Annotated in this window: 22 protein-coding genes; 6 read left to right on the forward strand and 16 right to left on the reverse strand. The window is 64.4% G+C overall.

Annotation, left to right across the window (positions count from 1 at the left end):
* Positions 1 to 49 precede the first annotated feature (49 nt).
* From E8M83_RS23915 to E8M83_RS23935, 5 genes are all read left to right on the forward strand, one after another.
* Positions 50 to 970, forward strand: coding sequence for a MoxR family ATPase (locus tag E8M83_RS23915; protein WP_137175848.1), 921 nt, complete (start codon positions 50 to 52; stop codon positions 968 to 970).
* The gene (locus E8M83_RS23920) at positions 970 to 1,974 is read left to right on the forward strand and encodes a DUF58 domain-containing protein (protein WP_137175849.1); all 1,005 of its coding nucleotides are present in this window, start codon (positions 970 to 972) and stop codon (positions 1,972 to 1,974) included. Before E8M83_RS23915 ends, E8M83_RS23920 begins: the two co-directional genes overlap by 1 nt.
* Positions 1,971 to 3,962, forward strand: coding sequence for a DUF3488 and transglutaminase-like domain-containing protein (locus E8M83_RS23925; RefSeq protein ID WP_137175850.1), 1,992 nt, complete (start codon positions 1,971 to 1,973; stop codon positions 3,960 to 3,962). Before E8M83_RS23920 ends, E8M83_RS23925 begins: the two co-directional genes overlap by 4 nt.
* The gene (gene mltB / locus E8M83_RS23930) at positions 3,959 to 5,044 is read left to right on the forward strand and encodes a lytic murein transglycosylase B (RefSeq protein ID WP_137175851.1); all 1,086 of its coding nucleotides are present in this window, start codon (positions 3,959 to 3,961) and stop codon (positions 5,042 to 5,044) included. The genes E8M83_RS23925 and mltB overlap by 4 nt, the downstream gene beginning before the upstream one ends.
* A gap of 451 nt (positions 5,045 to 5,495) precedes the next feature.
* On the forward strand, positions 5,496 to 5,834 hold the full coding sequence (locus tag E8M83_RS23935) for a hypothetical protein (protein ID WP_109344434.1): 339 nt from the start codon (positions 5,496 to 5,498) through the stop codon (positions 5,832 to 5,834).
* 223 nt (positions 5,835 to 6,057) lie between these two features.
* Here the strand turns inward: E8M83_RS23935 and cysM are convergent, their stop codons facing one another.
* The 16 genes from cysM to gyrA all read right to left on the reverse strand — a co-directional run bounded on the left by cysM (position 6,058) and on the right by gyrA (position 23,695).
* Positions 6,058 to 6,960, reverse strand: a complete 903-nt coding sequence (gene cysM, locus E8M83_RS23940; protein WP_137175852.1) for a cysteine synthase CysM — start codon at positions 6,958 to 6,960, stop codon at positions 6,058 to 6,060.
* A gap of 174 nt (positions 6,961 to 7,134) precedes the next feature.
* Positions 7,135 to 8,508, reverse strand: coding sequence for a M20/M25/M40 family metallo-hydrolase (locus E8M83_RS23945; protein WP_170976905.1), 1,374 nt, complete (start codon positions 8,506 to 8,508; stop codon positions 7,135 to 7,137).
* A gap of 88 nt (positions 8,509 to 8,596) precedes the next feature.
* Positions 8,597 to 8,938: a helix-hairpin-helix domain-containing protein gene (locus E8M83_RS23950; protein ID WP_137175854.1), complete on the reverse strand. Its 342-nt coding sequence runs from the start codon at positions 8,936 to 8,938 to the stop codon at positions 8,597 to 8,599.
* Between the two features lie 108 nt (positions 8,939 to 9,046).
* Complete coding sequence (gene rfaE1 / locus E8M83_RS23955) at positions 9,047 to 10,024, reverse strand: D-glycero-beta-D-manno-heptose-7-phosphate kinase (protein ID WP_137175855.1); 978 nt, start codon at positions 10,022 to 10,024, stop codon at positions 9,047 to 9,049.
* Positions 10,025 to 10,029: 5 nt separating this feature from the next.
* Entirely contained in the window at positions 10,030 to 11,205 is a 1,176-nt protein-coding gene (gene lapB / locus E8M83_RS23960) for a lipopolysaccharide assembly protein LapB (RefSeq protein ID WP_137175856.1), read from the reverse strand.
* Positions 11,206 to 11,227: 22 nt separating this feature from the next.
* On the reverse strand, positions 11,228 to 11,545 hold the full coding sequence (locus tag E8M83_RS23965; RefSeq protein ID WP_137175857.1) for a lipopolysaccharide assembly LapA domain-containing protein: 318 nt from the start codon (positions 11,543 to 11,545) through the stop codon (positions 11,228 to 11,230).
* A gap of 153 nt (positions 11,546 to 11,698) precedes the next feature.
* Positions 11,699 to 12,004 (reverse strand): integration host factor subunit beta, encoded by a 306-nt coding sequence (locus E8M83_RS23970; protein ID WP_137175858.1) that lies wholly within the window; start codon positions 12,002 to 12,004, stop codon positions 11,699 to 11,701.
* Positions 12,005 to 12,028: 24 nt separating this feature from the next.
* On the reverse strand, positions 12,029 to 13,732 hold the full coding sequence (gene rpsA / locus E8M83_RS23975) for a 30S ribosomal protein S1 (RefSeq protein WP_137175859.1): 1,704 nt from the start codon (positions 13,730 to 13,732) through the stop codon (positions 12,029 to 12,031).
* Between the two features lie 326 nt (positions 13,733 to 14,058).
* Positions 14,059 to 14,721, reverse strand: coding sequence for a (d)CMP kinase (cmk, locus tag E8M83_RS23980; protein WP_137175860.1), 663 nt, complete (start codon positions 14,719 to 14,721; stop codon positions 14,059 to 14,061).
* Between the two features lie 31 nt (positions 14,722 to 14,752).
* Positions 14,753 to 16,084 carry a 3-phosphoshikimate 1-carboxyvinyltransferase gene (gene aroA / locus E8M83_RS23985; RefSeq protein WP_137175861.1) on the reverse strand — a complete coding sequence of 444 codons (1,332 nt, stop codon included), beginning with the start codon at positions 16,082 to 16,084 and terminating at the stop codon, positions 14,753 to 14,755.
* On the reverse strand, positions 16,081 to 16,989 hold the full coding sequence (locus E8M83_RS23990) for a prephenate dehydrogenase/arogenate dehydrogenase family protein (RefSeq protein WP_137175862.1): 909 nt from the start codon (positions 16,987 to 16,989) through the stop codon (positions 16,081 to 16,083). Before E8M83_RS23990 ends, aroA begins: the two co-directional genes overlap by 4 nt.
* Entirely contained in the window at positions 16,990 to 18,093 is a 1,104-nt protein-coding gene (gene hisC / locus E8M83_RS23995; protein ID WP_137175863.1) for a histidinol-phosphate transaminase, read from the reverse strand. It abuts the gene before it with no gap.
* A 17-nt stretch (positions 18,094 to 18,110) separates the two neighbouring features.
* Positions 18,111 to 19,181, reverse strand: a complete 1,071-nt coding sequence (gene pheA, locus E8M83_RS24000; protein ID WP_137175864.1) for a prephenate dehydratase — start codon at positions 19,179 to 19,181, stop codon at positions 18,111 to 18,113.
* A 152-nt stretch (positions 19,182 to 19,333) separates the two neighbouring features.
* On the reverse strand, positions 19,334 to 20,419 hold the full coding sequence (gene serC / locus E8M83_RS24005; RefSeq protein WP_137175865.1) for a 3-phosphoserine/phosphohydroxythreonine transaminase: 1,086 nt from the start codon (positions 20,417 to 20,419) through the stop codon (positions 19,334 to 19,336).
* Positions 20,420 to 20,437: 18 nt separating this feature from the next.
* A complete protein-coding gene (locus E8M83_RS24010) occupies positions 20,438 to 20,998 on the reverse strand; it encodes a DUF2059 domain-containing protein (protein WP_137175866.1) in 561 nt (186 codons plus the stop codon).
* Between the two features lie 81 nt (positions 20,999 to 21,079).
* Positions 21,080 to 23,695 (reverse strand): DNA gyrase subunit A, encoded by a 2,616-nt coding sequence (gene gyrA, locus E8M83_RS24015; RefSeq protein WP_137175867.1) that lies wholly within the window; start codon positions 23,693 to 23,695, stop codon positions 21,080 to 21,082.
* A gap of 373 nt (positions 23,696 to 24,068) precedes the next feature.
* Between gyrA and ompA the strand changes: the two genes are divergently transcribed.
* The gene (ompA, locus tag E8M83_RS24020) at positions 24,069 to 24,776 is read left to right on the forward strand and encodes an outer membrane protein OmpA (RefSeq protein WP_137175868.1); all 708 of its coding nucleotides are present in this window, start codon (positions 24,069 to 24,071) and stop codon (positions 24,774 to 24,776) included.
* Positions 24,777 to 24,861 lie beyond the last annotated feature (85 nt).

A 24,861-nucleotide genomic window follows, 5' to 3' on the forward strand; every position in this document is an offset into this window, starting at 1 on the left:
TCGGCCGCCGCCAAAACGACAGACGCATCGACCAACCCACGGGACATCCATGTTCAACAAACTGCACGCCGTCGCACGCCAGGTCAACGAAGTCGTGGTCGGCAAGGACCAGCAGGTGCGCCTGGCCCTGACCTGCCTGCTGGCCGGCGGCCACCTGCTGCTGGACGACTTGCCCGGCGTCGGCAAGACCACCCTGGCCCATGCGCTGGCGATCTCGCTCGGCCTGCGGTTCAACCGGGTCCAGTTCACCAGCGACCTGCTGCCGGCCGACGTGGCCGGCATCTCGGTCTACGAGCGCGAGAAGAACGAGTTCGTGTTCCACCCCGGCCCCATCTTTACGCAAGTGCTGCTGGCCGACGAGATCAACCGCGCCACGCCCAAGACCCAGTCTGGCCTGCTCGAGGCGATGGAAGAACGCCAGGTGTCGGCCGACGGCGTTACCCGCGCCTTGCCCGAGCCTTTCTTCGTGATCGCGACCCAGAACCCGGCCAACCAGGTCGGCGTGTTCCCGCTGCCCGAATCGCAGCTCGACCGCTTCCTGATGTGCCTGAGCCTGGGCTATCCGGACGCCGCCGCCGAGCGCGCGCTATTGATGGGCGAAGACCGGCGCAGCATGCTCAAGACCCTGCAACCGGCCATGCGGCCCGAAGAACTGGCCGCGGCCCAGCATCGGCTGCGCGCCATCCACGCCTCCGGCAACCTCATCACCTATGTGCAGGCGCTGGCGCAAGCGTCGCGCCAGAACGGCCTGTTCGCCGAGGGCCTGTCGCCGCGCGCGGCGATCGCCCTGCTGCAGGCCGGCCGCGCCTGGGCCGCCCTCGAGGGCCGCGACCACGTGATCCCGGAAGACATCCAGGCGGTGCTGGTGCCGGTCTGCGCGCACCGCCTGCGGCCGCTGCGCGCCGCCCACGGCACGGCGCTGGCCAGCCGCGACCTTGTGCTGCAACTGCAGAAGGCGGTGCCGGTCTGATGGCCGGGGGTCCGCGGGGACGGCTGCGCCGCGCGACCGGCGCCTGGCTGCCGCGCGCCGGCAAACTCGACGCCGGCGAGGTGGTGCTCAGGCAGCGCCGCGTATTCATCCTGCCGACCAGGGCCGGCCTCGGCTTCGCCCTGCTGCTGATGGTGCTGCTGATCGGCTCGATCAATTACGCGCTGGGCCTGGGCTTCGGCCTGACCTTCCTGGCGCTGTCGTGCGCGCTGGTCGACATGGTTGCCACCTACCGCAACCTGGCGCACCTGGCCCTGCAGCAGGGCCGGGCCGCGCCCGTGTTCGCCGGCCAGGAAGCCCAGTTCGAGCTGCTGGTGTTCAACCGCACGCGCCTGGCGCGCTACGCGATCCGGGCCGACTTCGCCGAAGTGGCCGAACCACGCCACGTGGCCGACATCCTGCCCGGCACCCATGCGGTATTGACCTTGTCGGTGCCGAGCTTGCAGCGCGGCTGGCTGGCGCCGGCCCGGATCAAGCTGTCGACCCGGTTTCCGCTCGGCCTGTTCAACGCCTGGAGCTACTGGCGCCCGGCCATGCGCGTGCTGGTCTATCCGCGGCCCGAGGACGGCGCCCCGCCACTGCCGCTGGGCGGCGGCAGCGGCAGCAGCCTGCGTGCGTCCGGCCACGACGATTTCGCCGGCGTGCGCAACTACCAGGCTGGCGATTCGCCGCGCCAGCTGGCCTGGCGCCAGATCGCCCGGCTCGATCCCAGCATCGGCGGCGCGCTGGTGTCCAAGCATTTCGAGGGTGGCGGCGGCGACGAGCTGGTGCTCGACTTCGACGCGATCCCGGCCACGCTCGACCTCGAGCTGCGCCTGTCGCGCATGACGCGCTGGGTGCTCGAGGCCGAGGGCCGCGCCCTGCCCTATGCCTTCCGCCTGGGCGCGCTGCGCTTCGACGCCGCCCTCGGCGCGGCCCACCAGGCCGCCTGCCTGCGCGCGCTGGCGCTGTACGGGACCGGCGGCGGCAGCGAGGACGCCGCATGAAGCCTTTCGCCACGGCGCTCACGCGCGACAAGGCCGACACCCTGCTGCTGCTGGCCAGCGCGGTGCTGGTGCTGGCCCCGCATACCACGCACCTGCCGCTGTGGGTCTCGCTGCTGTGCGGCGCCACCCTGGCCTGGCGCGCCGCGATCACCCTGCGCGGCAAGCGCATGCCGCCGGCCCTGGTGCTGCTGCCGGTGGCGGTGGCCGCGATGGCCGGCGTGCAGTTCAGCTACGAGACCCTGCTCGGCAAGGATGCCGGGGTGGCGATGCTGGTGCTGCTGGTGGCCTTCAAGATGCTCGAGATGCATGCGCGGCGCGACCTGTTCGTGGTGATCTTCCTGTGCTTCTTCCTGGTGCTGACCAACTTCTTCTATGCCCAGGGCATCGGCAGCGCCGTGCTGATGGTGGCCTCGGTGCTGCTGCTGCTCGCCACCCAGCTGTCGTTCCAGTTCACGGGCGCCGTGCCGCCGCTGCGCACCCGCCTGGCGATGGCCGGCCGCATGCTCGCCTTCGCGGCGCCGATCGCGATCCTGCTGTTCGTGGTCTTCCCGCGCATCCACGGACCGCTGTGGACCATGCCGGGCGACTCGGGCGGCGCGCGCTCGGGCCTGTCGGACACGATGGCGCCGGGCCAGATGTCGAACCTGGCGCTGTCCGAGGAGCCGGCGTTTCGGGTACGTTTCTTCACGCCGCCGCCGGTGCAGGCCCAACTCTACTGGCGCGGCCCGGTGCTCGATTTCTTCGACGGCCTGACCTGGTCGCGCGGCGCCAGCCAGGCCTCGGGCCGCGACCTGCACCTCTCGGTCAGCGGCGACCCGGTGGAGTACGAGGTCACGCTCGAGCCGTCGCCATCGCGCTGGGTGTTCGCGCTCGAGATGCCGGGCGAGCTGCCCGCGGTGCCGGGCCACCAGTTGCGCATCTCGCCGCAATTCGAGCTGACCGCCAACGATGCCCTGGACACCCGCGTGCGCTATCGCGCCAGCTCGCACCTGCAGTTCGCCTTCCAGGGCGGCCCGACGCTGGACGACGCCCGGCGCTGGCTGCTGCTGCCCTATGGCTTCAATCCGCGCGCGCTGGCCGCCGGCCGCGCGCTGCGCAAGATCCCCGATCCGGCGCAGCGGGTCGAAGCCGTGCTGGGGCAGTTCCGCGAGCAGCCGTTCCAGTACACGCTGTCGCCGCCGCTGCTGGGACGGCACACGGTCGACGAGTTCCTGTACGGCACCCGCTCGGGCTTTTGCGAACACTATGCGGGCGCCTTCGTGTTCCTGATGCGCGCCGCCGGCATCCCGGCGCGCGTGGTGACCGGCTACCAGGGCGGCGAGATCAATCCGCTCGACGGCTTCATGACGGTGCGCCAGTCCGACGCCCACGCCTGGGCCGAAGTCTGGATCGCGGGGATCGGCTGGCAGCGGGTCGACCCGACCGCCGCCGTGGCGCCCGAGCGCGTGCGGCGCGGCCTGGACGCCTCGGTTCCGCGCCCGCCCCCGTTCGGCATCGAGGCGCTGCGCGGCATGAACCCGTTCCAGGGCCGCAGCAATGCCTGGATGGCCGAGCTGCGCAATGCCGTCAACGCCGTCAACAATGGCTGGAACCAGTGGGTACTCAACTATACGCCCGAGCGCCAGCGCGAGGTGGTGCGCGAGCTGCAGCGCAAGCTGTTCGGCTGGCCTTTCATCGCCTTGCTGGCGTCTGTTGTCCTGGCGCTGGTTTTGCTGAGATTTCTGCGCCGTCGTGGCGAACGGCATCCGGTCGATGCTCTATACTCGACCCTGTGCAAGCGTCTCGGCCAGCTGGGCCTGGCGCGTGCCCAGGATGAAGGACCGAGCGCCTACGCGGCGCGGGTCGCCGGCGCCACTGAGCTGGCGCCCCAATCGCGCGCGGCGGCGCAAGAATTCCTGCGTCGTTACAGCGCCTGGCGCTATGCGCCCCCGACGGCCGATCCCCGGCTGACCGCCACCTTGAAAAGCTTATTGTTGCAAGTCAAATGAAATTCATTGTTTCCGCACTTTCCGCAATCGCCCTCTTCGCCGGCGCCCATGGCGAGGCCTTCGCCGCCGGCCAGAGCACCCAATCCCAGGCCCGGGTTACTGCCGCCGCCGAGCTGGATCCCGAGCACGTCAACTTCCTCGAATGGCTGCCGGTGCGCGAGTTCATCGAAGAGATGGTCGCCACCCACGGCTTCGAGCGCGAAGCGCTGCAGGCGCTGTTCAAGGACGTCCGCTTCATCGACCGCGCCGTGCAGCTGGTCAAGCCGGCGCCGCCGGGCAAGCCGAAGAACTGGCAAGCCTATAGCGCGCGCTTCATCGAGCCGATCCGCATCCGCGCCGGCGTGCGCTTCTGGAACGAGCATGCCGAGGCGCTGGCGCGCGCCGAAGCGGCATATGGCGTGCCGGCCGAGATCATCGTCGGCATCATCGGCATCGAGACCATCTATGGCCGCGATACCGGCAAGTTCCGCGTGCTCGACAGCCTGACCACGCTCGCCTTCGCCTATCCCGAGACGCCGAACCAGGCCGCGCGCAAGGCCTTCTTCCGCGACGAGCTGGCCAATACCCTGGTGCTGGCACGCGAGCGCGGCTACGATCCGTTCTCGCTGCTGGGCTCGTTCGCTGGCGCGGTCGGGATGCCGCAGTTCATGCCAAGCAATATCCTCAAATATGGGGTCGACTTCGACAGCGATGGCCGGGTCGACCTGCGCGGCTCGGCGACCGACGCGATCGGCAGCGTGGCCAATTTCCTGGTCCAGCATGGCTGGAACGCCGAGCACCGCGGCCCGACCGTGTTCGCGGCCGACGTCTCGCCGGCGCGTGCCTGGGAAGGCTTGCTCGATCGCGGCCTGGAAGCGACCTTGCGGCCGGATGAACTGCGCGAGGCCGGCGTGGCGACCGGCACGGCGCTGCCGGGCGACCGCCTGTATGGCTTGATCGACCTGCAGAATGGCGCCGAAGCAACAGAATATTGGGTGGCTAACGATAACTTCTATGCCATCACAAAATACAATCGCAGTTATTTCTATGCCATGTCGGTCGTCGATCTGGGGCGGGCGGTACGGGCGGCACGCCCTGGATGACTATTTCCGAACGGGAAACTTTGTAATCCTTTGTAACAGGTTTCCCTTTTACCTCGTCTATTCCACGTAGGCATCCTCCTACATACCCCCAGGGGTATCCACGGCCAACTGTGTCACGTTAGTGGCAAATATGGCATGTGTTTTAGCATACCCCCTATTTTCTTTCCTTTTCGTCAGTAAATCTCGTACCGTGCGGCATCAAATGCTGGATGCCCGTACACTATTGCTTATTCAAAAAACAATATATTTCTCCAGTGATTTTATGAGAGAATTGCATTGCGGCTATTGTTGCAACTAGACAACAATCCGAAGTGAGAGAAACGATTCCGACTTGCTCATGAGTATCGGAATAAAAATAGTTGTACAATTGAATAGAAAATTACGAAATTAAACTTCCGGAATCGAACGCCGCCAGCGACTCCGTTTCAACCCCCAGATAGGAATTTGAATCATGACTAACCAAGTCGGCATTGATATGAACAGCGATTCGGAAGGCGACGAGCTGCTTCAGTACAACCCCAACCGCCTGCTGGATACCCTGATCGAGAACCTGCGCCTGAAGAACGACGCAGCGCTGTCGCGCGCACTCGAAGTCGCGCCGCCGGTGATCTCGAAGATCCGCCACCACCGCCTGCCGGTCGGTGCGTCGCTGCTGATCCGCATGCACGAAGTGAGCGACCTGTCGATCCGCGACCTGCGCTACCTGATGGGCGATCGCCGTGCGAAATTCCGCATCAGCGACAAGCAGTTCAAGCCGAAAGAAGGCGCGGTTCCTGCATCGAAAGACTGAGAAGCCGCTGGCGCTTTTGCGCCGGGGCTTTTTGCAGGAATGACGGCGCCTTGCGCGCCGCCGGATAAGTAGTGCGTACGCCCGCGCGGGCGTACGAGCCGCCGCATTGGCGGACGACCGTTTAGCGCCGGCCATACGCCGGTTGAACGATCTATGCAGTCCCAGCGACTGATACGACAAGGCCGCCTGTCATCCAGGCGGCCTTTTTATTTGCCAGGACCAATCAGGCGGGGAAGACGCCGGTCGACAGGTAGCGGTCACCGCGATCGCACACCACGAACACGATGGTCGCATTCTCCACGGTCTGCGCGATGCGCAGCGCCACTTCGCAGGCGCCGGCGGCCGAGATGCCGCAGAAGATGCCTTCTTCGGCCGCCAGCCGGCGCGCCATCTGTTCGCTTGATGCCTGGCTCACGCTCTCGACCTGGTCGACGCGCGCCGCCTCGTAGATCTTCGGCAGGTAGGCTTCGGGCCATTTGCGGATGCCCGGAATCGACGAGCCTTCTTCGGGCTGGGCGCCGACGATCCGGATGGCGTCGTTCTGTTCCTTCAGGTAGCGCGACACGCCCATGATGGTGCCGGTGGTGCCCATGGCGCTGACGAAGTGCGTGATGCGGCCTTCGGTATCGCGCCAGATCTCGGGGCCGGTCGTCTCGTAGTGGGCGCGTGGATTGTCGAAGTTGGCGAACTGGTCGAGGATGATGCCCTGGCCGTCTTTTTGCATCTGCTCGGCCATGTCGCGCGCGTATTCCATGCCGCCCGATTTCGGGGTCAGGATGATTTGCGCACCGTAGGCGGCCATGCTCTGGCGGCGCTCGACCGACAGGTTGTCGGGCATCAAGAGGATCATCTTGTAGCCGAGGATCGCCGCCGCCATCGCCAGCGCGATGCCGGTATTGCCGCTGGTCGCTTCGATCAGGGTATCGCCCGGCTTGATCTGGCCGCGCTGTTCGGCGCCGCGCAGCATCGACATCGCAGCCCGGTCCTTCACCGAACCGGCCGGGTTATTGCCTTCCAGCTTGCCCAGGATGATGTTGTTGCGGGCCGCGATGTCGGCGCCAGGCAGGCGCTGCAGCTGCACGAGCGGCGTGTTGCCGATCGTGGCTTCGATGGTCTTGTAAGCCATTGCTTTCTCTATTCCTTGCGATACCAAAGCGCCATTTTAATCCGAGAAGCAATACGGCGTCGGGAGCGGCTCCGCTCCCGCGCCGGATGATCTGGCTGCCAACCAGCCGCTCCGCTCCCGCGCCGGATGATCTGGCTGCCAACCATCACCGCGTCGGCGGCGAAGCCGCCAACCCTACCGCAGCGGCAAGGGATAGCTCGCCGGACTGACGTTGCCGTCCTTGTCGACGGCCTGCACACCGAAGAACACATTATCCTTCGACAGCTCGACCGTCGCTTCGGTGACGTTGCCGACCCACTTCGAGCCTTCCCAGTTCGCACTGGTCGTATCGCGCCACACGAGGCGGTAGCCGGCCAGGTCCGGTTCGGCATTCGCCTTCCACACCAGGGTCGAATCGTTGGTCAGGCCAGCGGTGCGCAGCTTCACTTCCTGCGGCGCAGATGGCGCCAGCGCCAGCGATGCCATCGCGGCGCCATTCACCTTGGTGACATTGGCAACGTAGCGGAAGTCGACGTGGTCGATCGTGTCGCCATACACCTTGCCGTTTTCGGTGCGCAGGTCCTGGTGCTGGTGGTCGAAGTTCTCGGCCGGCTCGGTAAAGCGCAGCGCGGCGTAGCCCTGCTCCAGGAACGGCATGTGGTCGCCGCCGCGCAGGTAGCGGTCGTGGCGCTGGATGACGGATACCTTGAAGCCCTTCACGTAGCGCTCGCCCTGCTCCTTGGTGTGGCGCGCGAGCTGGCGCGAGATCGAATCGTTCTCGCCGCCGGTCGCCACCAGCTGGCGCACGGCCTCGCTCATTTCCCTGGTCGCCGGGATGCTCTGGGCGAACAGGCGCACCGATTTATCGTCGACCTTGCCGTCGTCGCCGCGCGAGCTGCCGATGATGTCGTTGGTGAACATGCCGGCCACGTTCCAGCCCTTTTCGCGCGCCTGGGTCGCCCAGTGGCGCGCGCCGATCAGTCCCTGCTCTTCGGCCGCGACGGCCATGAACACGAGCGTCGCGTCGAACTTGTACCTGGCCATCACGCAGGCCAGCTCCATGATCGCGGCGGTGCCCGAGGCGTCGTCGTTGGCGCCCGGCGCATCCGACGTTGCATCCATCACGTCCGAGGCGCGCGAATCGTAGTGGCCGCTGACCACGTACATGCGGTCGGTCGACGCGGCTTGCGTGCCCGGCAGGGTCGCGACCACGTTGACGATCTCGGTCGGTTTCGAGATGCGGGCCGAGACCGGCGCCACGTGGCTGTCGAAGGCGACCTGCAGCGGCGTGCCGGCGCCGCAGCGCTCCAGCTCGGCCTTGATCCAGCGGCGGGCGGCGCCGATGCCGCGCGTCTCGGATTCGGTCTCCGACATCGTGTGACGGGTGCCGAAGCTGACCAGCTTGCGGATATGGCCTTCGATACGCTTCTGCGAAATTTCGCCAAGAATCTTGTTGATTTGGGCTTGCTGGGCGGTGATATTGGGTTGTGCAGAAGTGGCTGCAGAGGCGCCGGTCGCAGCGGCCAGCAGGGCCGCCAGCAAGGCGGTGGAAACACGGGCGTGAGGCATGATTACCTTTCTGGTATTGGTGTGCAAGCTGTAACAGTCGAGCTTGTACATCTTGCCACGCGCCCGCGCGAATGTCAGTCAATACATGTCACATTGCGGCCTTGGCATCCGCGGTCTGGCTCGGCTTGGCGTCCTTCGCGGCCGGCTTGGCCGCCGCGCCTTCCTTGCCCTTGCCATTGACCACCAGGCCGGCCTCGGAGAGCTTGGCGGCCTTCTTGTCGCCCAAGCCCTTGATGCGGCCCTGCAGGTCGGCCCAATCCTTGAATGCGCCCTTGGTGCGTTCGTCCAGGATGGCCTTGGACATGCTCGGTCCCACGCCCTTGACGCCGTCGAGCGCGGCGGCGTCGGCCTTGTTCACGTCCACTTGGGCAAAAGCGATCCCGCTCGACATGGCCAGCGCAGCGAAGGCAAGCATCAGTTTCTTGATCATCGAAGTTTCTCCGTAAGGTGAGGTCGCCCGGCAGCGGCGCCGCCGGTGTTCACTTAGACGGATGACCCCGGCTACGGTTGGGCCCCGAGGATTGAGCGCGATCAAGCGTCAAGCGGGGAACAGCTCCCCGCGGGTGACGGTCGCCGTGCCCAGCTTGCCGACGACGATGCCGCCGGCGCGGTTGGCCGTCACCAGCGCCTCGGCCAGCGGCGCGCCGGTGCCCAGCATGGTGGCCAGCGTGGCGATCACGGTGTCGCCCGCACCCGAGACGTCGAACACCTCGCGCGCATCGGCGTGCACGTGCAGCACTTCGTCTTTCGTGAACAGGCTCATGCCCTCTTCGGAGCGGGTCAGCAGCAGCGCATCCAGGCCCAGTTCCTCGCGCAGCTTCTGCGCTTTCTCGAGCAATTGCTCTTCAGTCTTCCAGCCGCCGACGACTTGCTGCAGCTCGGAACGGTTCGGGGTCAGGATGCTCGCGCCCTTGTAGGGCGTGAAATCGTCGCCCTTCGGGTCGACCAGCACGATCTTGCCCGCCGCCCGCGCCAGTGCAATCATCTCGGCCACATTGACCAGCGAACCCTTGTTGTAGTCGGACAGGATGATGACATCGTAGTCCGGCAGCAGCGCCTTAAACTGGGTCAGCTTGTTCCGCAGGACATCCTCGGTCGGCGCATCCTCGAAATCGATCCGCACCATCTGCTGCTGGCGCCCGATCACGCGCAGCTTGATGATGGTCGAGATGGCTTCATCGCGCTTGAGGTAGCTGTGGATGCCGCCATCCTGCAGCAGCTGCTCCATCTGGTCGCCGGCCTCGTCGGCCCCAGCCACGCCCAACAGGCCGGTATGCGCGCCGAGGGCGGCGGCATTGCGCGCCACGTTGGCCGCGCCGCCCAGGCGTTCCTCGCGTTTCTGGATCCGCACCACCGGCACTGGCGCCTCGGGCGAGATGCGCGACACGTCGCCAAACCAATAGCGGTCGAGCATCACGTCGCCCACCACCAGCAGGCGCACGGCGGACAGTTGCGGGGCCGCCTGCTGGCGGAAGTCGTCGGCCGCCAGCAAGCGGCTTGGAGTCGGGTTGTTCATGGTGCTCAGTTCATGACGTTCAGTTCTTCGGTGCGGCGCGGCGGGTAGGAATCCCAACGGTTGCACCCCGGGCATTGCCAGTAGAACTGGCGCGCCTTGAAGCCGCAGTGGCTGCACTGGTAGCGCGCCAGCTTCTGCGTATAGCGCTGCACCAGGTTCTTGACCATCGACAGCTCTTCCCAGATATTCGCCGGCGCATCCATCAGGCGCGCTTCCAGCAATTTATCCAGGCCCAGCAGGGTTGGGTTGCGGCGCAATTCCTCCACCACCAGTTCCTTGGCCGCCTGCACGCCGTCGAGTTCGATGACGGCCTTGAACACGACTTCGATCAGGTCGATCGACGAGGCCTCGGCCAGGTAGGATTTGAGCAGGTTGACGCCCTCTTGCGGGCGGCCGACCTTGCGGTAGCCATCCATAAGGCGGGTGGCGACCAGGGCCACGTGCGGCACGCTCTGCTGCTCGACGCGGCGCCAGGTCTTCAAGGCCTCTTCGACGTCGCCCTGGGCCAGCAGCGCGTCGCCGCGCAGGATGGTGGCGCGTACGCTGTGGCGGTCGGCTTCCAGCGCCTTCTCGAGCAATAGCATGGCGTCGCTCGGCGCCATGTGCACCAGCGCATCCTGGGCCAGTTCGCAATAGAACTGGGCGATCTCCTTTTGGCGGGAACCGGCGCCCGATTCCTGCAGGCCTTCGGCCGCCGCGATGGCGCGCTTCCACTCCTTCTCGCGCTGGTAGATCTCGAGCAGCGAACGGCGCGCCTTCACCGCATACGAGGTGTCGACCAGCTGGTTGAAGGTCTCTTCGGCGCGATCGAGCAGGCCGGCCTTCAGGTAGTCGATGCCGAGCTCATATTGCGCATGCGCCTTGTCCTCGACCGGCAGGTCGGGCCGCGCCAGCAGGTTCTGGTGCACCCGGATGGCGCGCTCGGTCTCGCCGCGGCGGCGGAACAGATTGCCCAGCGCAAAGTGCATATCGGCCGATTCGGGGTCGAGCTTGACGATCTCGATGAAGGAATCGATGGCCTTGTCGGGCTGGTCGTTCAGCAGGTGGTTCAAGCCCTTGAAATAGCCGCGCGGCAAGGTGCGCGACTCGGAGACCAGTTCATTGATGTCGACCCGGGCGGCAAGCCAGCCGAGACCAAAAAAGAAGGGGATGCCAAGCAGCATCCAGAGTTCAAATTCCATGGAGTTCTTGTTTTCTTATTGTTCAGTGGCGCGGCGGGACCGGCGGCACGCTGTCCGGTGCTGGAGCGACCGGCGTGCCGGTGCCGGCGGCGCTCTGCAGCGACTGGATGGTGATCTTGTTGAGCCACTTCTCGCGGCGCTGGCGGAACACGGTCGGGGTCAGCGCCAGGATGCCAAGGGCGGCGCCGGCCACGAAGAACGCCAGCAGCATCAGCACCAGCGGGCCGCGCAATTCATATTGCAGGAAGAAGTGCAGGTCGACTTCCTGGGTGTTCTTCAAGGCAAAGCCGAAGAAGAGGATGAACAGGACGATTCCGACGATGGTCGAGACGAATTTCATCAGCAGGTTCCGCTGGAGAATGGTGTGAGGGCGAAGTGTCGCATATTCGCCATGATATTTCAAAATGACATGCGGCGTGGGGCCGCTGGCCGGAAGACAGGGATAAAAAAACGGCACCCTTGCGGATGCCGTTCTCGTGGACTGTGTGACGATTCAATCGTTGATGATCGGTTGCCCGACCATCGCATCCACCCGCTCGCGCAACTGCTTGCCCGGCTTGAAGTGCGGCACCCGTTTTTCGGGCACCATCACCTTGTCGCCGGACTTCGGATTGCGGCCGATGCGCGGGGGACGGCTGTTCAGCGAAAAGCTGCCGAAACCACGGATCTCGATGCGCTGCCCGGTCGACAGGGCGTTGGTCATCGCATCGAGGATGGTCTTGACAGCGAACTCCGCATCCTTTGCCACCAGCTGGGAATAACGCTCAGCCAGACGGTTGATCAGCTCGGATTTGGTCATCGCAGCTCCTCAGGAAATTCCTGATTAGTTCTTATTGTCGAACTTGGCTTTGAGCAGTGCGCCCAGGCTGGTGGTGCCCGAAGCTGCGCTGTTGTCGTTGGCCAATTTGCTCATTGCTTCTTGGGTATCGACATTGTCTTTCGCCTTGATCGACAGCTGGATGCTGCGAGCCTTGCGATCGATGTTGATGACCAGTGCTTCGACCTTGTCGCCCACTTTCAGGTGGGTGCCAGCGTCTTCCACGCGGTCACGCGAGATTTCCGAAGCGCGCAGGTAGCCTTCGACTTCTTCCGACAGGGCGATCACGGCGCCTTTAGGCTCAACCGATTTCACGGTGCCGGTGACCAGGGTGCCCTTGTCGTTCAGCGAAGCGAAGTTGTTGAACGGGTCGCCTTCGAGTTGCTTCACGCCCAGCGAAACACGCTCGCGCTCGACGTCGATTGCCAGGACCACGGCTTCCAGCTCGTCGCCCTTCTTGAAGCGACGCACGGCTTCTTCGCCGGCTTCGGTCCACGACAGGTCGGACAGGTGGACCAGGCCATCGATATTGCCTGGCAGGCCGATGAAGACGCCGAAGTCGGTGATCGACTTGATCGAACCCTTGACCTTGTCGCCCTTCTTGTGGGTCATGCCGAAGTCGTCCCATGGGTTCGCTTTGCACTGCTTCATGCCCAGCGAGATACGGCGACGCTCTTCGTCGATTTCCAGGACCATGACTTCCACTTCGTCGCCCAGTTGGACAACTTTGTTTGGCGCCACGTTCTTGTTGGTCCAGTCCATTTCCGACACGTGGACCAGGCCTTCGATACCCTGCTCGACTTCGACGAACGCGCCGTAGTCGGTGAGGTTGGTGACTTTACCGAACAGGCGGGTGCCTTGTGGGTAACGACGCGACAGACCGGTCCATGGATCGTCGCCCAGTTGCTTGACGCCCAGCGAAACGCGGTTCTTCTCTTGATCGTACTTGAGGACCTTGGCGGTGATCTCTTGGCCAACCGACAGGACTTCGGACGGGTGACGCACACGACGCCATGCCAGGTCGGTGATGTGCAGCAGGCCGTCGATGCCGCCCAGGTCGACGAACGCACCGTAGTCGGTGATGTTCTTGACGACGCCGGTGACCACGGTGCCTTCTTTCAGGGTTTCCATCAGCTTCGCGCGCTCTTCGCCCATCGAGGCTTCGATGACGGCACGACGCGACAGCACGACGTTGTTACGCTTGCGGTCCAGCTTGATGACCTTGAATTCGAGGGTCTTGCCTTCGAATGGGGTGGTGTCCTTGACTGGACGGGTGTCAACCAGCGAACCCGGCAGGAAGGCGCGGATGCCGTTGGTCAGGACGGTCAGGCCGCCTTTGACTTTGCCGTTGACGGTACCGGTGACGATTTCGCCCGATTCCATCGCTTTTTCCAGTGCCAGCCACGACGCCAGGCGCTTGGCCTTGTCGCGCGACAGGATGGTGTCGCCGAAGCCGTTTTCCAGCGACTCGATAGCCACGGAAACGAAATCGCCGATCTGAACTTCCAGTTCGCCCTGGTCGTTCTTGAATTCTTCGACCGGGATGAAGGCTTCCGACTTCAGGCCAGCGTTGACGATGACGAAGTTGTGATCCAGGCGGACGACTTCAGCCGAGATGACTTCGCCCGAACGCATGTCCTGGCGTTGCAGCGATTCCTCGAAGAGGGCTGCGAAGCTTTCCATACCGGTATCTTGAGTTGCAGTAGACATAAAAGTGGGATATTTCATGTTAACCAGCAGGCCGACGAAATTGCGGACTGAACTGGGTTAGGGTTAAAACACGCCTGCATCATAAAAGCCTGTTGCAGGCACCAAAGGATGGCGGCCCTGGGGCCGCCATCCCCGCGCAGGCGGAATTCCCAGTTTGCCCGCGCACCACGGCGATGACTCGAGCCAACGGTAGGCATCGAACTGGGATTCCCGCCTGCGCGGGAATGACATTTCGACACCAACGGCTTACGCCGAAGGCATCGAAACGCCATTCAAAGTCTTTAAGAACTCTTCTTGAATACTTTTGCCGCGGTAATTCTTTCGAATTACTTTTGCGCATACCAGGCCAAGACCTGGTCCACCGCCTGATCCACGCCCATTTCGGACGTGTCCAGCAGATGCGCATCGCTTGCCGGGGCTAGAGGAGCGACCGCGCGATTGGTGTCGCGCTCGTCTCTCGCCTGCAAATCTGCCAGGAGGTCGTTCATATTAGCAGAAAACCCTTTGTCAATCAATTGCTTATACCGGCGTTGCGCCCGCGCCTCGACACTTGCGGTCAAGAACACCTTCAGCTTGGCGGTCGGGAAGATCACGGTGCCCATATCGCGCCCGTCGGCCACCAGCCCCGGCGTCTGGCGAAAGCCCAACTGCAGCCCGAACAGCGCCTGGCGCACAGTCGGCAGCGCCGCGATCTTCGACGCCATATTGCCGACTTCCTCGGCCCGGATCGCGTGCGTGACATCCTCGTTGGCCAGGTAGATATGCTCGCCCTGGAACCGCGCCGGCAGGTGCTCGGCCAGCTTGGCGATCGCATGCTCGTCGCGCAGTTCCACCTGACGGCGCAGCGCCTGCAGCGCCGTCAGGCGGTACAGCGCGCCCGAGTCGAGCAGGTGAAAGCTGAGATGCCCGGCGACCCGGCTGGCGACCGTCCCCTTGCCGGATGCGGTAGGGCCGTCGATGGTGATGACTGGTACGTTCGAATTCGGCATGCGGATCCTGGCAATCAATTAAATTAACACGTTAAAACAACTCGTCACGGGCGATGCCCGCAAAAGCCTCGAAATAATCGGGGAAGGTCTTGGCGACGCATTTCGGATCGTTGATGCGCATCGCGTTGCCGCGGCGCGCCTTGCCGTCCAGCGAAGCCAGCGAGAAGCACATCGCCATCCGGTGGTCGTCGTAGGTGTCGATCGTTGCCGGTTTCAGCTCTTCGGGCGGGGTGATGCGGATGTAGTCCGGCCCCTCCTCCACCTCGGCGCCGACCTTGCGCAATTCGGTCGCCATGGCCGCCAGGCGGTCGGTTTCCTTCACACGCCAGCTGGCGATATTGCGCAAGGTGCTCGGGCCGTCGGCGTACAGGGCCGCCACCGCGATCGTCATCGCCGCATCCGGGATGTGGTTGAAGTCGGCGTCGATGGCTTTCAACACACCGTTCGAACGCGCCTCGATCCAGTTGTCGCCGCGGGTGACAATGGCGCCCATGCGCTCGAGTGCGTCGGCAAAGCGCACGTCGCCCTGGATGCTCTGTTCGCCCACGCCTTCGACCCGCACCGGACCGCCGGCAATCGCGCCGGCCGCCAGGAAGTAGGACGCCGACGAAGCATCGCCTTCGACGTGGATCGTGCCCGGACTCTGGTAGCGCTGGCCCGGGTGCACGGTGAACGAGGCCCAGCCGTTCTGCTCGACCTCGACGCCGAAGCGGCGCATCAGGTTCAGCGTGATCTCGATATACGGCTTCGAGATCAGCTCGCCGACGACGTCGATCGCCACCGGATGGGTCTTGGCCATCAGCGGCGCTGCCATCAGGAGCGCGGTCAGGAACTGGCTCGATACATTGCCGCGCACTGCGATGCGCTGCGGGTTGACGCGGCCGCGGCGAATGCGCAGCGGCGGAAAGCCCTGCTCGCCCGTGTACTCGATCTGGGCGCCGACCTCGTTCAGGGCGTCGACCAGGTCGCCGATCGGACGCTCGTGCATGCGCGAGACGCCGTGCAGCGTATAGTCGCCGCCGATCACGGCCAGGGCCGCCGTCAGCGGACGGATCGCGGTGCCGGCATTGCCCATGAACAGGTCGGCCTCACCGTTCGGCAGCTCGCCGCCATTGCCGTGCACGACCACGGTGCGCTCGTCGACCTCGTCCCACCGGATACCCAGCGAACGCAGGGCGCCCAGCATCACCATGGTGTCGTCCGAGGCCAGCAGGTCGTGGATCGTGGTCGCGCCTTCGGACAGCGCGGCCAGCAGCAGCGTGCGGTTCGAGATGCTCTTGGAGCCCGGCAGCCGCACCGTGCCTTGCGCATGCAGGACGGGTTCGAGGTCGATGTGCTGCGGGTAGTGTTTTTGCTGCGTCATGTGTTTTCCTGATTGGGCGTGCGCCGGTCCGGCGAGCCGGCCTCGATGGCCTCTTGCCACTCGCGGCGGGCGCGCTGGGCGGTCGCGTAGATTCCTTGCAAGCCGACGCCATCCGATGCCGCGAGCATGGCCCGCATCGACGTCAATTGTGCCAGATATGCATCCAGCTCGGACAGCAGTGCGGCGCGGTTGGCCAGGCTGATGTCGCGCCACATCTCGGGCGACGAACCGGCAATGCGGGTGAAGTCGCGGAAACCGCTGGCGGCGTACTGGAACAGCAGGTCGGCATGCGGCTTGGCGGCGATGTCGTCCACCAGCGCGTAGGCCAGCAGGTGCGGCAGGTGGCTGACGGCGGCGAAGACGCGATCGTGGTCGCCGGGACTGAGCGTGTGGATCACGGCGCCGCAGGCACGCCAGGCGCTGGCTACTTTTTCAATGTCGGCAGCCGCATTCTCTGGCAGCGGCGTCAGCACGCACTTCTTGCCCTGGTACAGGCCGGCCAGTGCGGCGTCCGGGCCGTTCGATTCGCTGCCCGCGATCGGGTGGCCCGGCACGAACTGGCCTACACGATCGTTCAGCACCGCGCGCGCAGCGGCGACCACGTCGCACTTGGTGCTGCCGGCGTCGGTCACGATCGTGTGCGGCTCAAGGTGCGGCAGCAGTGCTTCGAGGATGGCCCCGGTCTGGGCCACCGGCGCGGCCAGCAACACCAGGTCCGCGCCACGCAGCGCTTCTTCGTACGACTCGCTGACGGTGTCGACGATGCCCAACTCCAGTGCACGTGCCAGCGCCTCCGGGTGGCGGCCAATACCGACCACTTGCCCCACCTGGCCGGCGCGCTTGAGCGCCAGCGCGAACGAACCGCCGATCAGGCCGACGCCGACGATGACAACCTTGCCGAGCATTTAGCCGAGTGCTTTCTTTAACGCTTCGATGAAGGCTGCATTTTCTTGCGGCAGGCCGATCGAGATGCGCAGCCACTGCGGCAGGCCATAGGCGCCGACCGGACGCACGATCACGCCCTGCTTGAGCAGCGCCGTGTTCACGCGCGCGCCGGCCTGGTCATCGTTGCCGACCTTGACCAGCACGAAGTTGCCGAACGACGGCACGTATTCGAGCTTGAGCTCCTCGAAGGCCTGGACCATCTGCTGGTAGCCCGCGGCGTTGTTCTGCGCGCCCTTTTCCAGGAACGGCTTGTCGTTCAGCGCGGCGATCGCGGCGGCCTGCGCCAGCGAATTGACGTTGAACGGCTGGCGGATGCGGTTCATCAGGTCCGTCACTTCCGGCTGGGCGATGGCGAAACCCACGCGCAGGCCGGCCAGGCCGTAGGCCTTGGAGAAGGTGCGCGAGACGACCAGGTTCGGGTACTTGCGCACCCAGCCGCTCGACTCGAACTGGTGTTCCGGCGCCAGGTATTCGTTATAGGCTTCGTCCAGCACCACGATCACGTTGGCCGGCACCTTCTGCAGGAAGGCCTCGACTTGCGCGGCCGGGATGAAGGTGCCGGTCGGGTTGTTCGGATTGGCGACATACACCAGGCGGGTCTCAAGGTCGATCGCGGCGGCCATCGCATCCAGGTCATGGCCGTAGTTCACGCTTGGGACCACGATGGCGCGTCCGCCCACGCCCTGCGTGGCCAACGCGTACACCGCGAACGAGTACTGCGAATAGACCACCGCTTCGCCTTTTTGCACGAAGGCGTGGGCGGCGATCTCGAGGATGTCGTTGCTGCCGTTGCCGAGGGTGATCCACTCGAGCGGCACGTCGTAGCGCTGCGACAGCGCGGTTTTCAGATCGAAACCGTTGGCGTCCGGGTAGCGCCCCAGGTCGGCGGCGGCTTCGAGCATCGCGGCGCGGCTCGATTCCGGCAGGCCGAACGGATTTTCGTTGGAAGCCAGCTTGACGATGGTCGCCTCGTCGAGACCGAACTCGCGAGCGACTTCGGCGATGGGTTTGCCGGCCTGGTAAGGGGCGATGGCGCGGACGTATTCAGGACCGAATGTCGACATATGTCTCTCTCTGTTTGTTAAAGGCTTTGCGGGTAGGAGCCCAGCACCTTGAAGAAGGCGGCGTTGTCCTTGAGTTCCTCGAGCGCGCGCGCAACGGCGGCGTCATGCACGTGGCCCTCGATATCGACGTAGAAGTAATACTCCCAGGTGCCGATGCGTGCCGGCCGCGATTCGAAGCGGGTCATCGACACGCCATGCTTTTCGAGCGGCGCCAACAGGTTGTAGACGGCGCCCGCCTTGTTCGGCACGGCCAGCACGATACCGGTGCGGTCCCTGCCCGACGGGCCGGTCTGCAGATGGCCGATCACCACGAAGCGGGTGCGGTTGTGCGGGTCGTCCTGGATATGGGCCTGCACCACGCCCAGCTGGTACTGCTCGCCCGCCATCTCGCTGGCGATAGCGGCGACCGTCGGATCCTGGCTCGCCAGCACCGCCGCCTCGGCATTCGAGGCCACGGCGCGCCGCTCGATCTGCGGGTGGTGCAGGTTGAGCCAGACCTGGCACTGGGCCAGCGCCTGCGAGTGCGCGCAGATGATCTTGATGCCGTCCATCGAACCGGTCTTGCTCATCAGGCTGTGGTGGACGGCGATCGAGACTTCGCCGCTGATGATGGTGGTGGTCCCCAAGAGCAGGTCGAGCGAACGGTTGATCGCGCCTTCGGACGAATTCTCGACCGGGACCACGCCGAAGTCGGCGGTGCCGGCCTCGGTGGCGCGGAACACCTCGTCGATCGACACGCAGGGCAGCGTCTCGATGGCGGTGCCGAACTGCTGGAATACGGCCTGCTCGCTGAAGGTGCCGGTCGGGCCGAGATAGGCGACCGTGACGCGCTTCTCGAGCGCGCGGCAGGACGACATGATCTCGCGAAAGATCGTTTGTACGTCCTTGTCCTTGAGCGGGCCGGGGTTGCGCTCGGCCACGCCGCGCAGCACCTGGGCTTCGCGCTCGGGGCGGAAGACCGGGGCGTTGGTTTCGGCCTTGACATGGCCGACTTCTTGCGCGACCTTGCCGCGCTCGCTCAACAGCGAGAGGATTTGCGCGTCGATCGCATCGATGCGTTCGCGCAGGGGTTTGAGTTTGTCTGTCATCGTTATGCTGTGTGGTCGATTTTGTTTGCGTGCGTGTGAATCAACCGTGGGTTGCACGCGTCGGCAGGAGACCTGCCGACCCTACGTAGGGTTGGCGGCTCCGCCGCCGACGCGTTCAACCGGCCGATGCGTCGTCGCGCACCCTGCCGGAATCACCGCCCTGCAAACTCGTTCAAATAATCGACGAGGGCCTGTACGCCCTCGATCGGCATCGCGTTGTAGATGGATGCCCGCATGCCGCCGACGGACTTGTGGCCCTTCAGTTGCAGCAGACCGCGCGCTTGTGCGCCGGTCAGGAATAACTGGTTCAGCGATTCGTCGCGCAGGTAAAACGGCACGTTCATGCGCGAGCGGAATGGGCTCGCCACGCGATTGGTATAAAAATCGTCGCGATCGAGCGCCTCGTACAGCAGGCGCGACTTCTCGATATTACGTTGCTCCATCGCCGCCACGCCGCCATTCGCCTTGAGCCAGGCAAACACCAGCCCCGCGATATAGATCGAATAGGTCGGCGGCGTGTTGTACAGCGAATCGTGCTCGGCACAGGTCTTCCAGTGGAAGGCCGACGGGCACTGCGGCGACGCGTAGTCGAGCAGGTCGTCGCGCACGATCACCAGGGTCAGGCCGGCCGGCCCGATATTCTTCTGGGCGCCGGCAAAGATCACGCCGTATTTGGAAACATCGATCTTGCGCGACAGGATGTGCGAGGACATATCGGCCACGATCGGCAGGTCGGGGTCGATCTCCGGCGCGTCAGGATATTCGACGCCGTCGATGGTCTCGTTGGTGCAGATGTGCAGATAGGCCGCGTCCTGCGACAACTGCCACGACTCGCGCGCCGGGACGCGGGCGAAGCCTTCCGCCTCGCTCGATGCGGCCACGTTCACGCGCGCATAGCGCGCCGCTTCCTTGATCGACTTGCCCGACCACGAACCGGTGTGGACGAAATCGATCACCGGGTCGCTGCGGCGGCCACTCAGGTTGAGGGGAACGATGGCGTTCTGGCCCAGTCCCCCGCCCTGCTGGAACAGGATTTTATAATTTGCCGGGACGTCCAGCAGCTCGCGCAGGTCGTCCAGCGCCTGGCGGTGGATGCTGGAAAATTCCGGACCGCGATGGCTCATCTCCATCACCGACATGCCGCTGCCGTGCCAGTCGAGCATCTCGCTCGCCGCCTGCAGCAGCACTTCTTTCGGAAGGACGGCGGGGCCGGCCGAGAAATTGAAGACGTGGGTCATGCGGTCCTTTCGACGGTGTTATTTTGCCTGGGCGTTCTGCATCACTTCCAGCATCAGGCCGTTCAGGCGCGGCGCGACGATCTTCTGGCCGACCGCCATGCTCTCGGCCGCCAGGCGCGGGGACAGGGTCAGCATCTTCTGGCCCAGTGGCGTGCGGTAGAAAGCGGCCAGTTCCTTCAGCTCGGCGACGTTGTAGTGCCTGGCGTACAGCGGCCCGATCTCGGCCATCATCTCGTCGACCAGGGCCGGATCGCGGAACATGCGGTTGATCGCCTCGGTGGCGCCCGGCAGCACCTGCTCGACCTTGTCCAGGGCCGCCTTCTTCTTGTCGTCGCTGGCGGTCGGATCGGCATTGATCACGGCCGTCATCTGCGAGCGCATCATCTGCGGCAGCGCCTTCTCCATCTCGGTGAACGAGGCCATCATCATCTTGCGCACATCCATCGCCGCCAGCAATTCCTTGACGGCGGCAGCTTCCTGGGCGCTGGGAGCGGCCGGTGCGGCGCCTTGCGCAAACGCGGGTGCAGGCGCGCCGGCAAAGGCGGCGGCACAGGTCACGGCGAGGAGGAGTTTTTTCATTGGTTTCCCAAGCGGGCGCTGGCGCCCATTGAATTGAACAAAGGGGGCAAGCACCGGCTCAGCGCTTGCCCCCTGGCGCCATTATTCCGGCGCCGGTTCGAGCTCGACTTCTTCGAGGTCGGTCTCGACGATGCGCTGCAGGCCGGACAGCTTGGTGCCATCCTCGACCGCGATCAGGGTCACGCCCTGGGTCGCACGGCCCATTTCGCGGATCTCGGATACGCGGGTGCGGATCAGCACGCCGCCGGTCGTGATCAGCATGATCTCGTCGCTCGGCTCGACCAGGGTCGCGGCCACCACTTTGCCGTTACGCTCGCTGGTCTGGATCGCGATCATGCCCTTGGTGCCGCGGCCATGGCGGGTGTACTCGGTGATCGGGGTACGCTTGCCGAAGCCGTTCTCGGTGGCGGTGAGGACGGTCTGCTCTTCGCTCTCGGCCACCAGCAACGCGATGACCTGCTGGCCTTCTTCGAGGTTCATGCCGCGCACGCCGCGCGCGGTACGGCCCATCGGACGCACGTCGTTCTCGTCGAAGCGCACGGCCTTGCCGCCGTCGGAGAACAGCATCACGTCGTGCTTGCCGTCGGTGAGCGCGGCGCCGACCAGCACGTCGCCTTCGTCCAGGTCGACCGCGATGATGCCGGCCTTGCGTGGATTGGAGAAGTCGCGCAGCGGGGTCTTCTTGACCGTGCCCAGCGAGGTCGACATGAAGACGTAGTGGTCTTCAGGGAAGGTGCGGTTCTCGCCCTGCAGCGGCAGGATGACGGTGATCTTCTCGTTATCCTGCAACGGGAACATATTGACGATCGGCTTGCCGCGCGAGTTGCGCGAGCCTTGCGGCACTTCCCACACCTTGAGCCAGTACATCCGGCCGCGGTTACTGAAGCACAGCATGTAGTCGTGGGTGTTGGCGATGAACAGCTGGTCGATCCAGTCTTCGTCCTTGGTCGCCGCCGCCTGCTTGCCGCGGCCGCCGCGCTTCTGGGCGCGGTATTCAGAGATCGGCTGCGCCTTCATGTAGCCCGAGTGCGACAGGGTCACCACCATGTCTTGCGGGGTGATCAGGTCTTCGGTCTCGAGGTCGCTGGCATTGTGCTCGATGCTCGAACGGCGGGTGTCCTTGCCATTGTCGGCGTAGTCGGCCTTGATGGCGTTCATTTCGTCGACGATGATCGTGGTCACGCGCTCGGGCTTCGACAGGATGTCGAGCAGGTCGGCGATGTGGGCCATCACCTCTTTGTACTCGTTGACGATCTTGTCCTGCTCCAGGCCCGTCAGGCGTTGCAGGCGCATCTGCAGGATCTCTTGCGCCTGCTCGTCCGACAGCTTGTACAGGCCATCCTGCTGCATGCCGTAGTGCTTCGGCAGGTGCTCGGGACGGAAGGCGGCGATGCCGCCCGATTCGCCCAGCTCGGTGCGATTGAGCATCTCGCGCACCAGGGACGAATCCCAGGCGCGCTGCATCAGCTCGACCTTGGCCAGCGGCGGGGTCGGCGCGGCCTTGATGATCGCGATGAAGTCGTCGATATTGGCCAGCGCGACGGCCAGGCCTTCGAGCATGTGGCCGCGGTCGCGCGCCTTGCGCAGCTCGAACACGGTGCGGCGGGTAACCACTTCGCGGCGGTGCGACAGGAAGCACTCGAGCATCTGCTTGAGGTTCAGCAGCTTCGGCTGGCCATTGACCAGCGCCACCATATTCATGCCGAAGGTGTCTTGCAGCTGGGTCTGCTTGTACAGATTGTTCAGCACCACTTCAGGTACTTCGCCGCGCTTGAGCTCGATCACCACGCGCATGCCCGATTTATCGGACTCGTCGCGAATGTCGCTGATGCCTTCAAGCTTTTTATCGCGCACGTTCTCGGCAATGCGCTCGAGCAGCGACTTCTTGTTGACCTGGTAGGGCAGCTCGTCGACGATGATCGCAGTGCGCGAACCGTCGCGGCCCACTTCCTCGAAGTGGGTCTTGGCGCGCATCACCACGCGGCCGCGGCCGGTGCGATAACCGTCGCGCACGCCCGAGACGCCATAGATGATGCCGGCGGTCGGGAAGTCCGGCGCCGGGATCAGCTCGATCAGCTCGTCGATGGTGCAGTCCGGGTTGTGCAGCACGTGCATCGCGCCGGCGATCACTTCGGACAGGTTGTGCGGCGGGATATTGGTCGCCATGCCGACCGCGATGCCCGACGAACCGTTGATCAGCAGGTTCGGGATGCGGGTCGGCAGGACCGTCGGCTCTTTCTCTTTACCGTCGTAGTTCGGCTGGAAGTCGACCGTGTCCTTGTCGATGTCGGCGAGGATCTCGCCGGCGATGCGGTCCAGGCGGCACTCGGTATAACGCATCGCCGCGGCGCTGTCGCCGTCGATCGAACCAAAGTTGCCCTGGCCATCGACCAGGGTGTAGCGCAGCGAGAAGTCCTGGGCCATGCGAACCAGGGTGTCGTAGATCGACGAGTCGCCGTGCGGGTGGAATTTACCCATCGTGTCGCCGACGACGCGCGCGCACTTGAGGTAAGGACGGTTCCACACGTTGTTCATCTCATGCATCGCGTAGAGCACACGGCGGTGCACCGGCTTCAGGCCGTCGCGTACGTCCGGCAGCGCACGGCCCACGATCACGCTCATGGCGTAATCGAGGTAGCTCTTGCGCATCTCTTCTTCGAGGGAAATCGGGACTGTTTCTTTTGCGAATTGATCCATTGGGCGGGTCGACTGCTTTCAGGCGATGGTTATAAGTTGCAACGGACGATTCTACCATGCGACAGATAGCAGTTGCTCAATTCCGACCACAGTGCTTTACGCTCTTGAAATCGTGCGCCGAAATGCGAAATTTCCAACATTGTCGTCGTCGGGATAGTCCGCTTGTGAAAATGTTGCGGCCAAACAACGTCAAGCAATTAATGCTTGATGTTTGATTTGGGTGCAGTCGTGCGATTTTGGTGCATGTGGCAAAATGGACAGGAAGTCAATTGCTTGTTTCATAATACGAAACAGACGGGGCGACCAGCGTGTTAATCTTATGACCACAAAACCCCGTTTGAATCGCTACGGATTTAACCGAAAGGAAAAGAATATGAAGAAACTGATCACCGTTCTGCTCGCAGCGTCGGCCGCGATCGCTGGCGTCGCCTCCGCCCAAAGCGCCCCACCTTACGCGCCACTGACCACCGACATCCAGGCCCGCACCCCGTACAGCGCCTACGTGCAAGATGCACGCGGCGTCATCGCGCGCAATCCGTTCGGCCTGTGCTGGCGCACCGGCTACTGGACCCCGGCCGATGCGGTCCCAGGTTGCGATGCACCGCTGTGCGTCGAGCCAGAGAAACTTGAAAACGGCAAGTGCGTCGCTCCGCCGCCACCGCCAGCACCGGTCGCTGAGCCGACCCCCGCGCCAGTCGTGGCCGCGCCAGTGCCGACCTCGGAAAAAGTCAGCTACTCGGCCGACGCCTTCTTCGACTTCGACAAGGCGATCCTGAAGCCAGCCGGCAAATCGTCGCTGGACGAGCTGAGCGCCAAGCTGGGCGACATGAACCTGGAAGTCATCATCGCCGTCGGCCACACCGACTCGATCGGCACCGATGCCTACAACCAGAAACTGTCGATCCGCCGCGCCGAAGCCGTCAAAGCCTACCTGAAAGGCAAGGGCATCGAAGAAACCCGCATCTACACCGAAGGCAAGGGCGAAAGCCAGCCGAAAGCGGACAACAAGACCGCCGAAGGCCGCGCCCAGAACCGTCGCGTGGAAATCGAAGTCGTCGGTACCCGTACCGTCAACAAGTAATTCGGGCTAACCCCCGCGAGACCCCGCTGCGGCGGGGTTTTTTCATTTGCGGGCCGTTCCCCTGCATCAAATCCGCTATTATTCG

Origin of the sequence: Massilia sp. HP4 (genome assembly GCF_005222695.1) — a bacterium.
GTDB lineage: Bacteria > Pseudomonadota > Gammaproteobacteria > Burkholderiales > Burkholderiaceae_D > Telluria.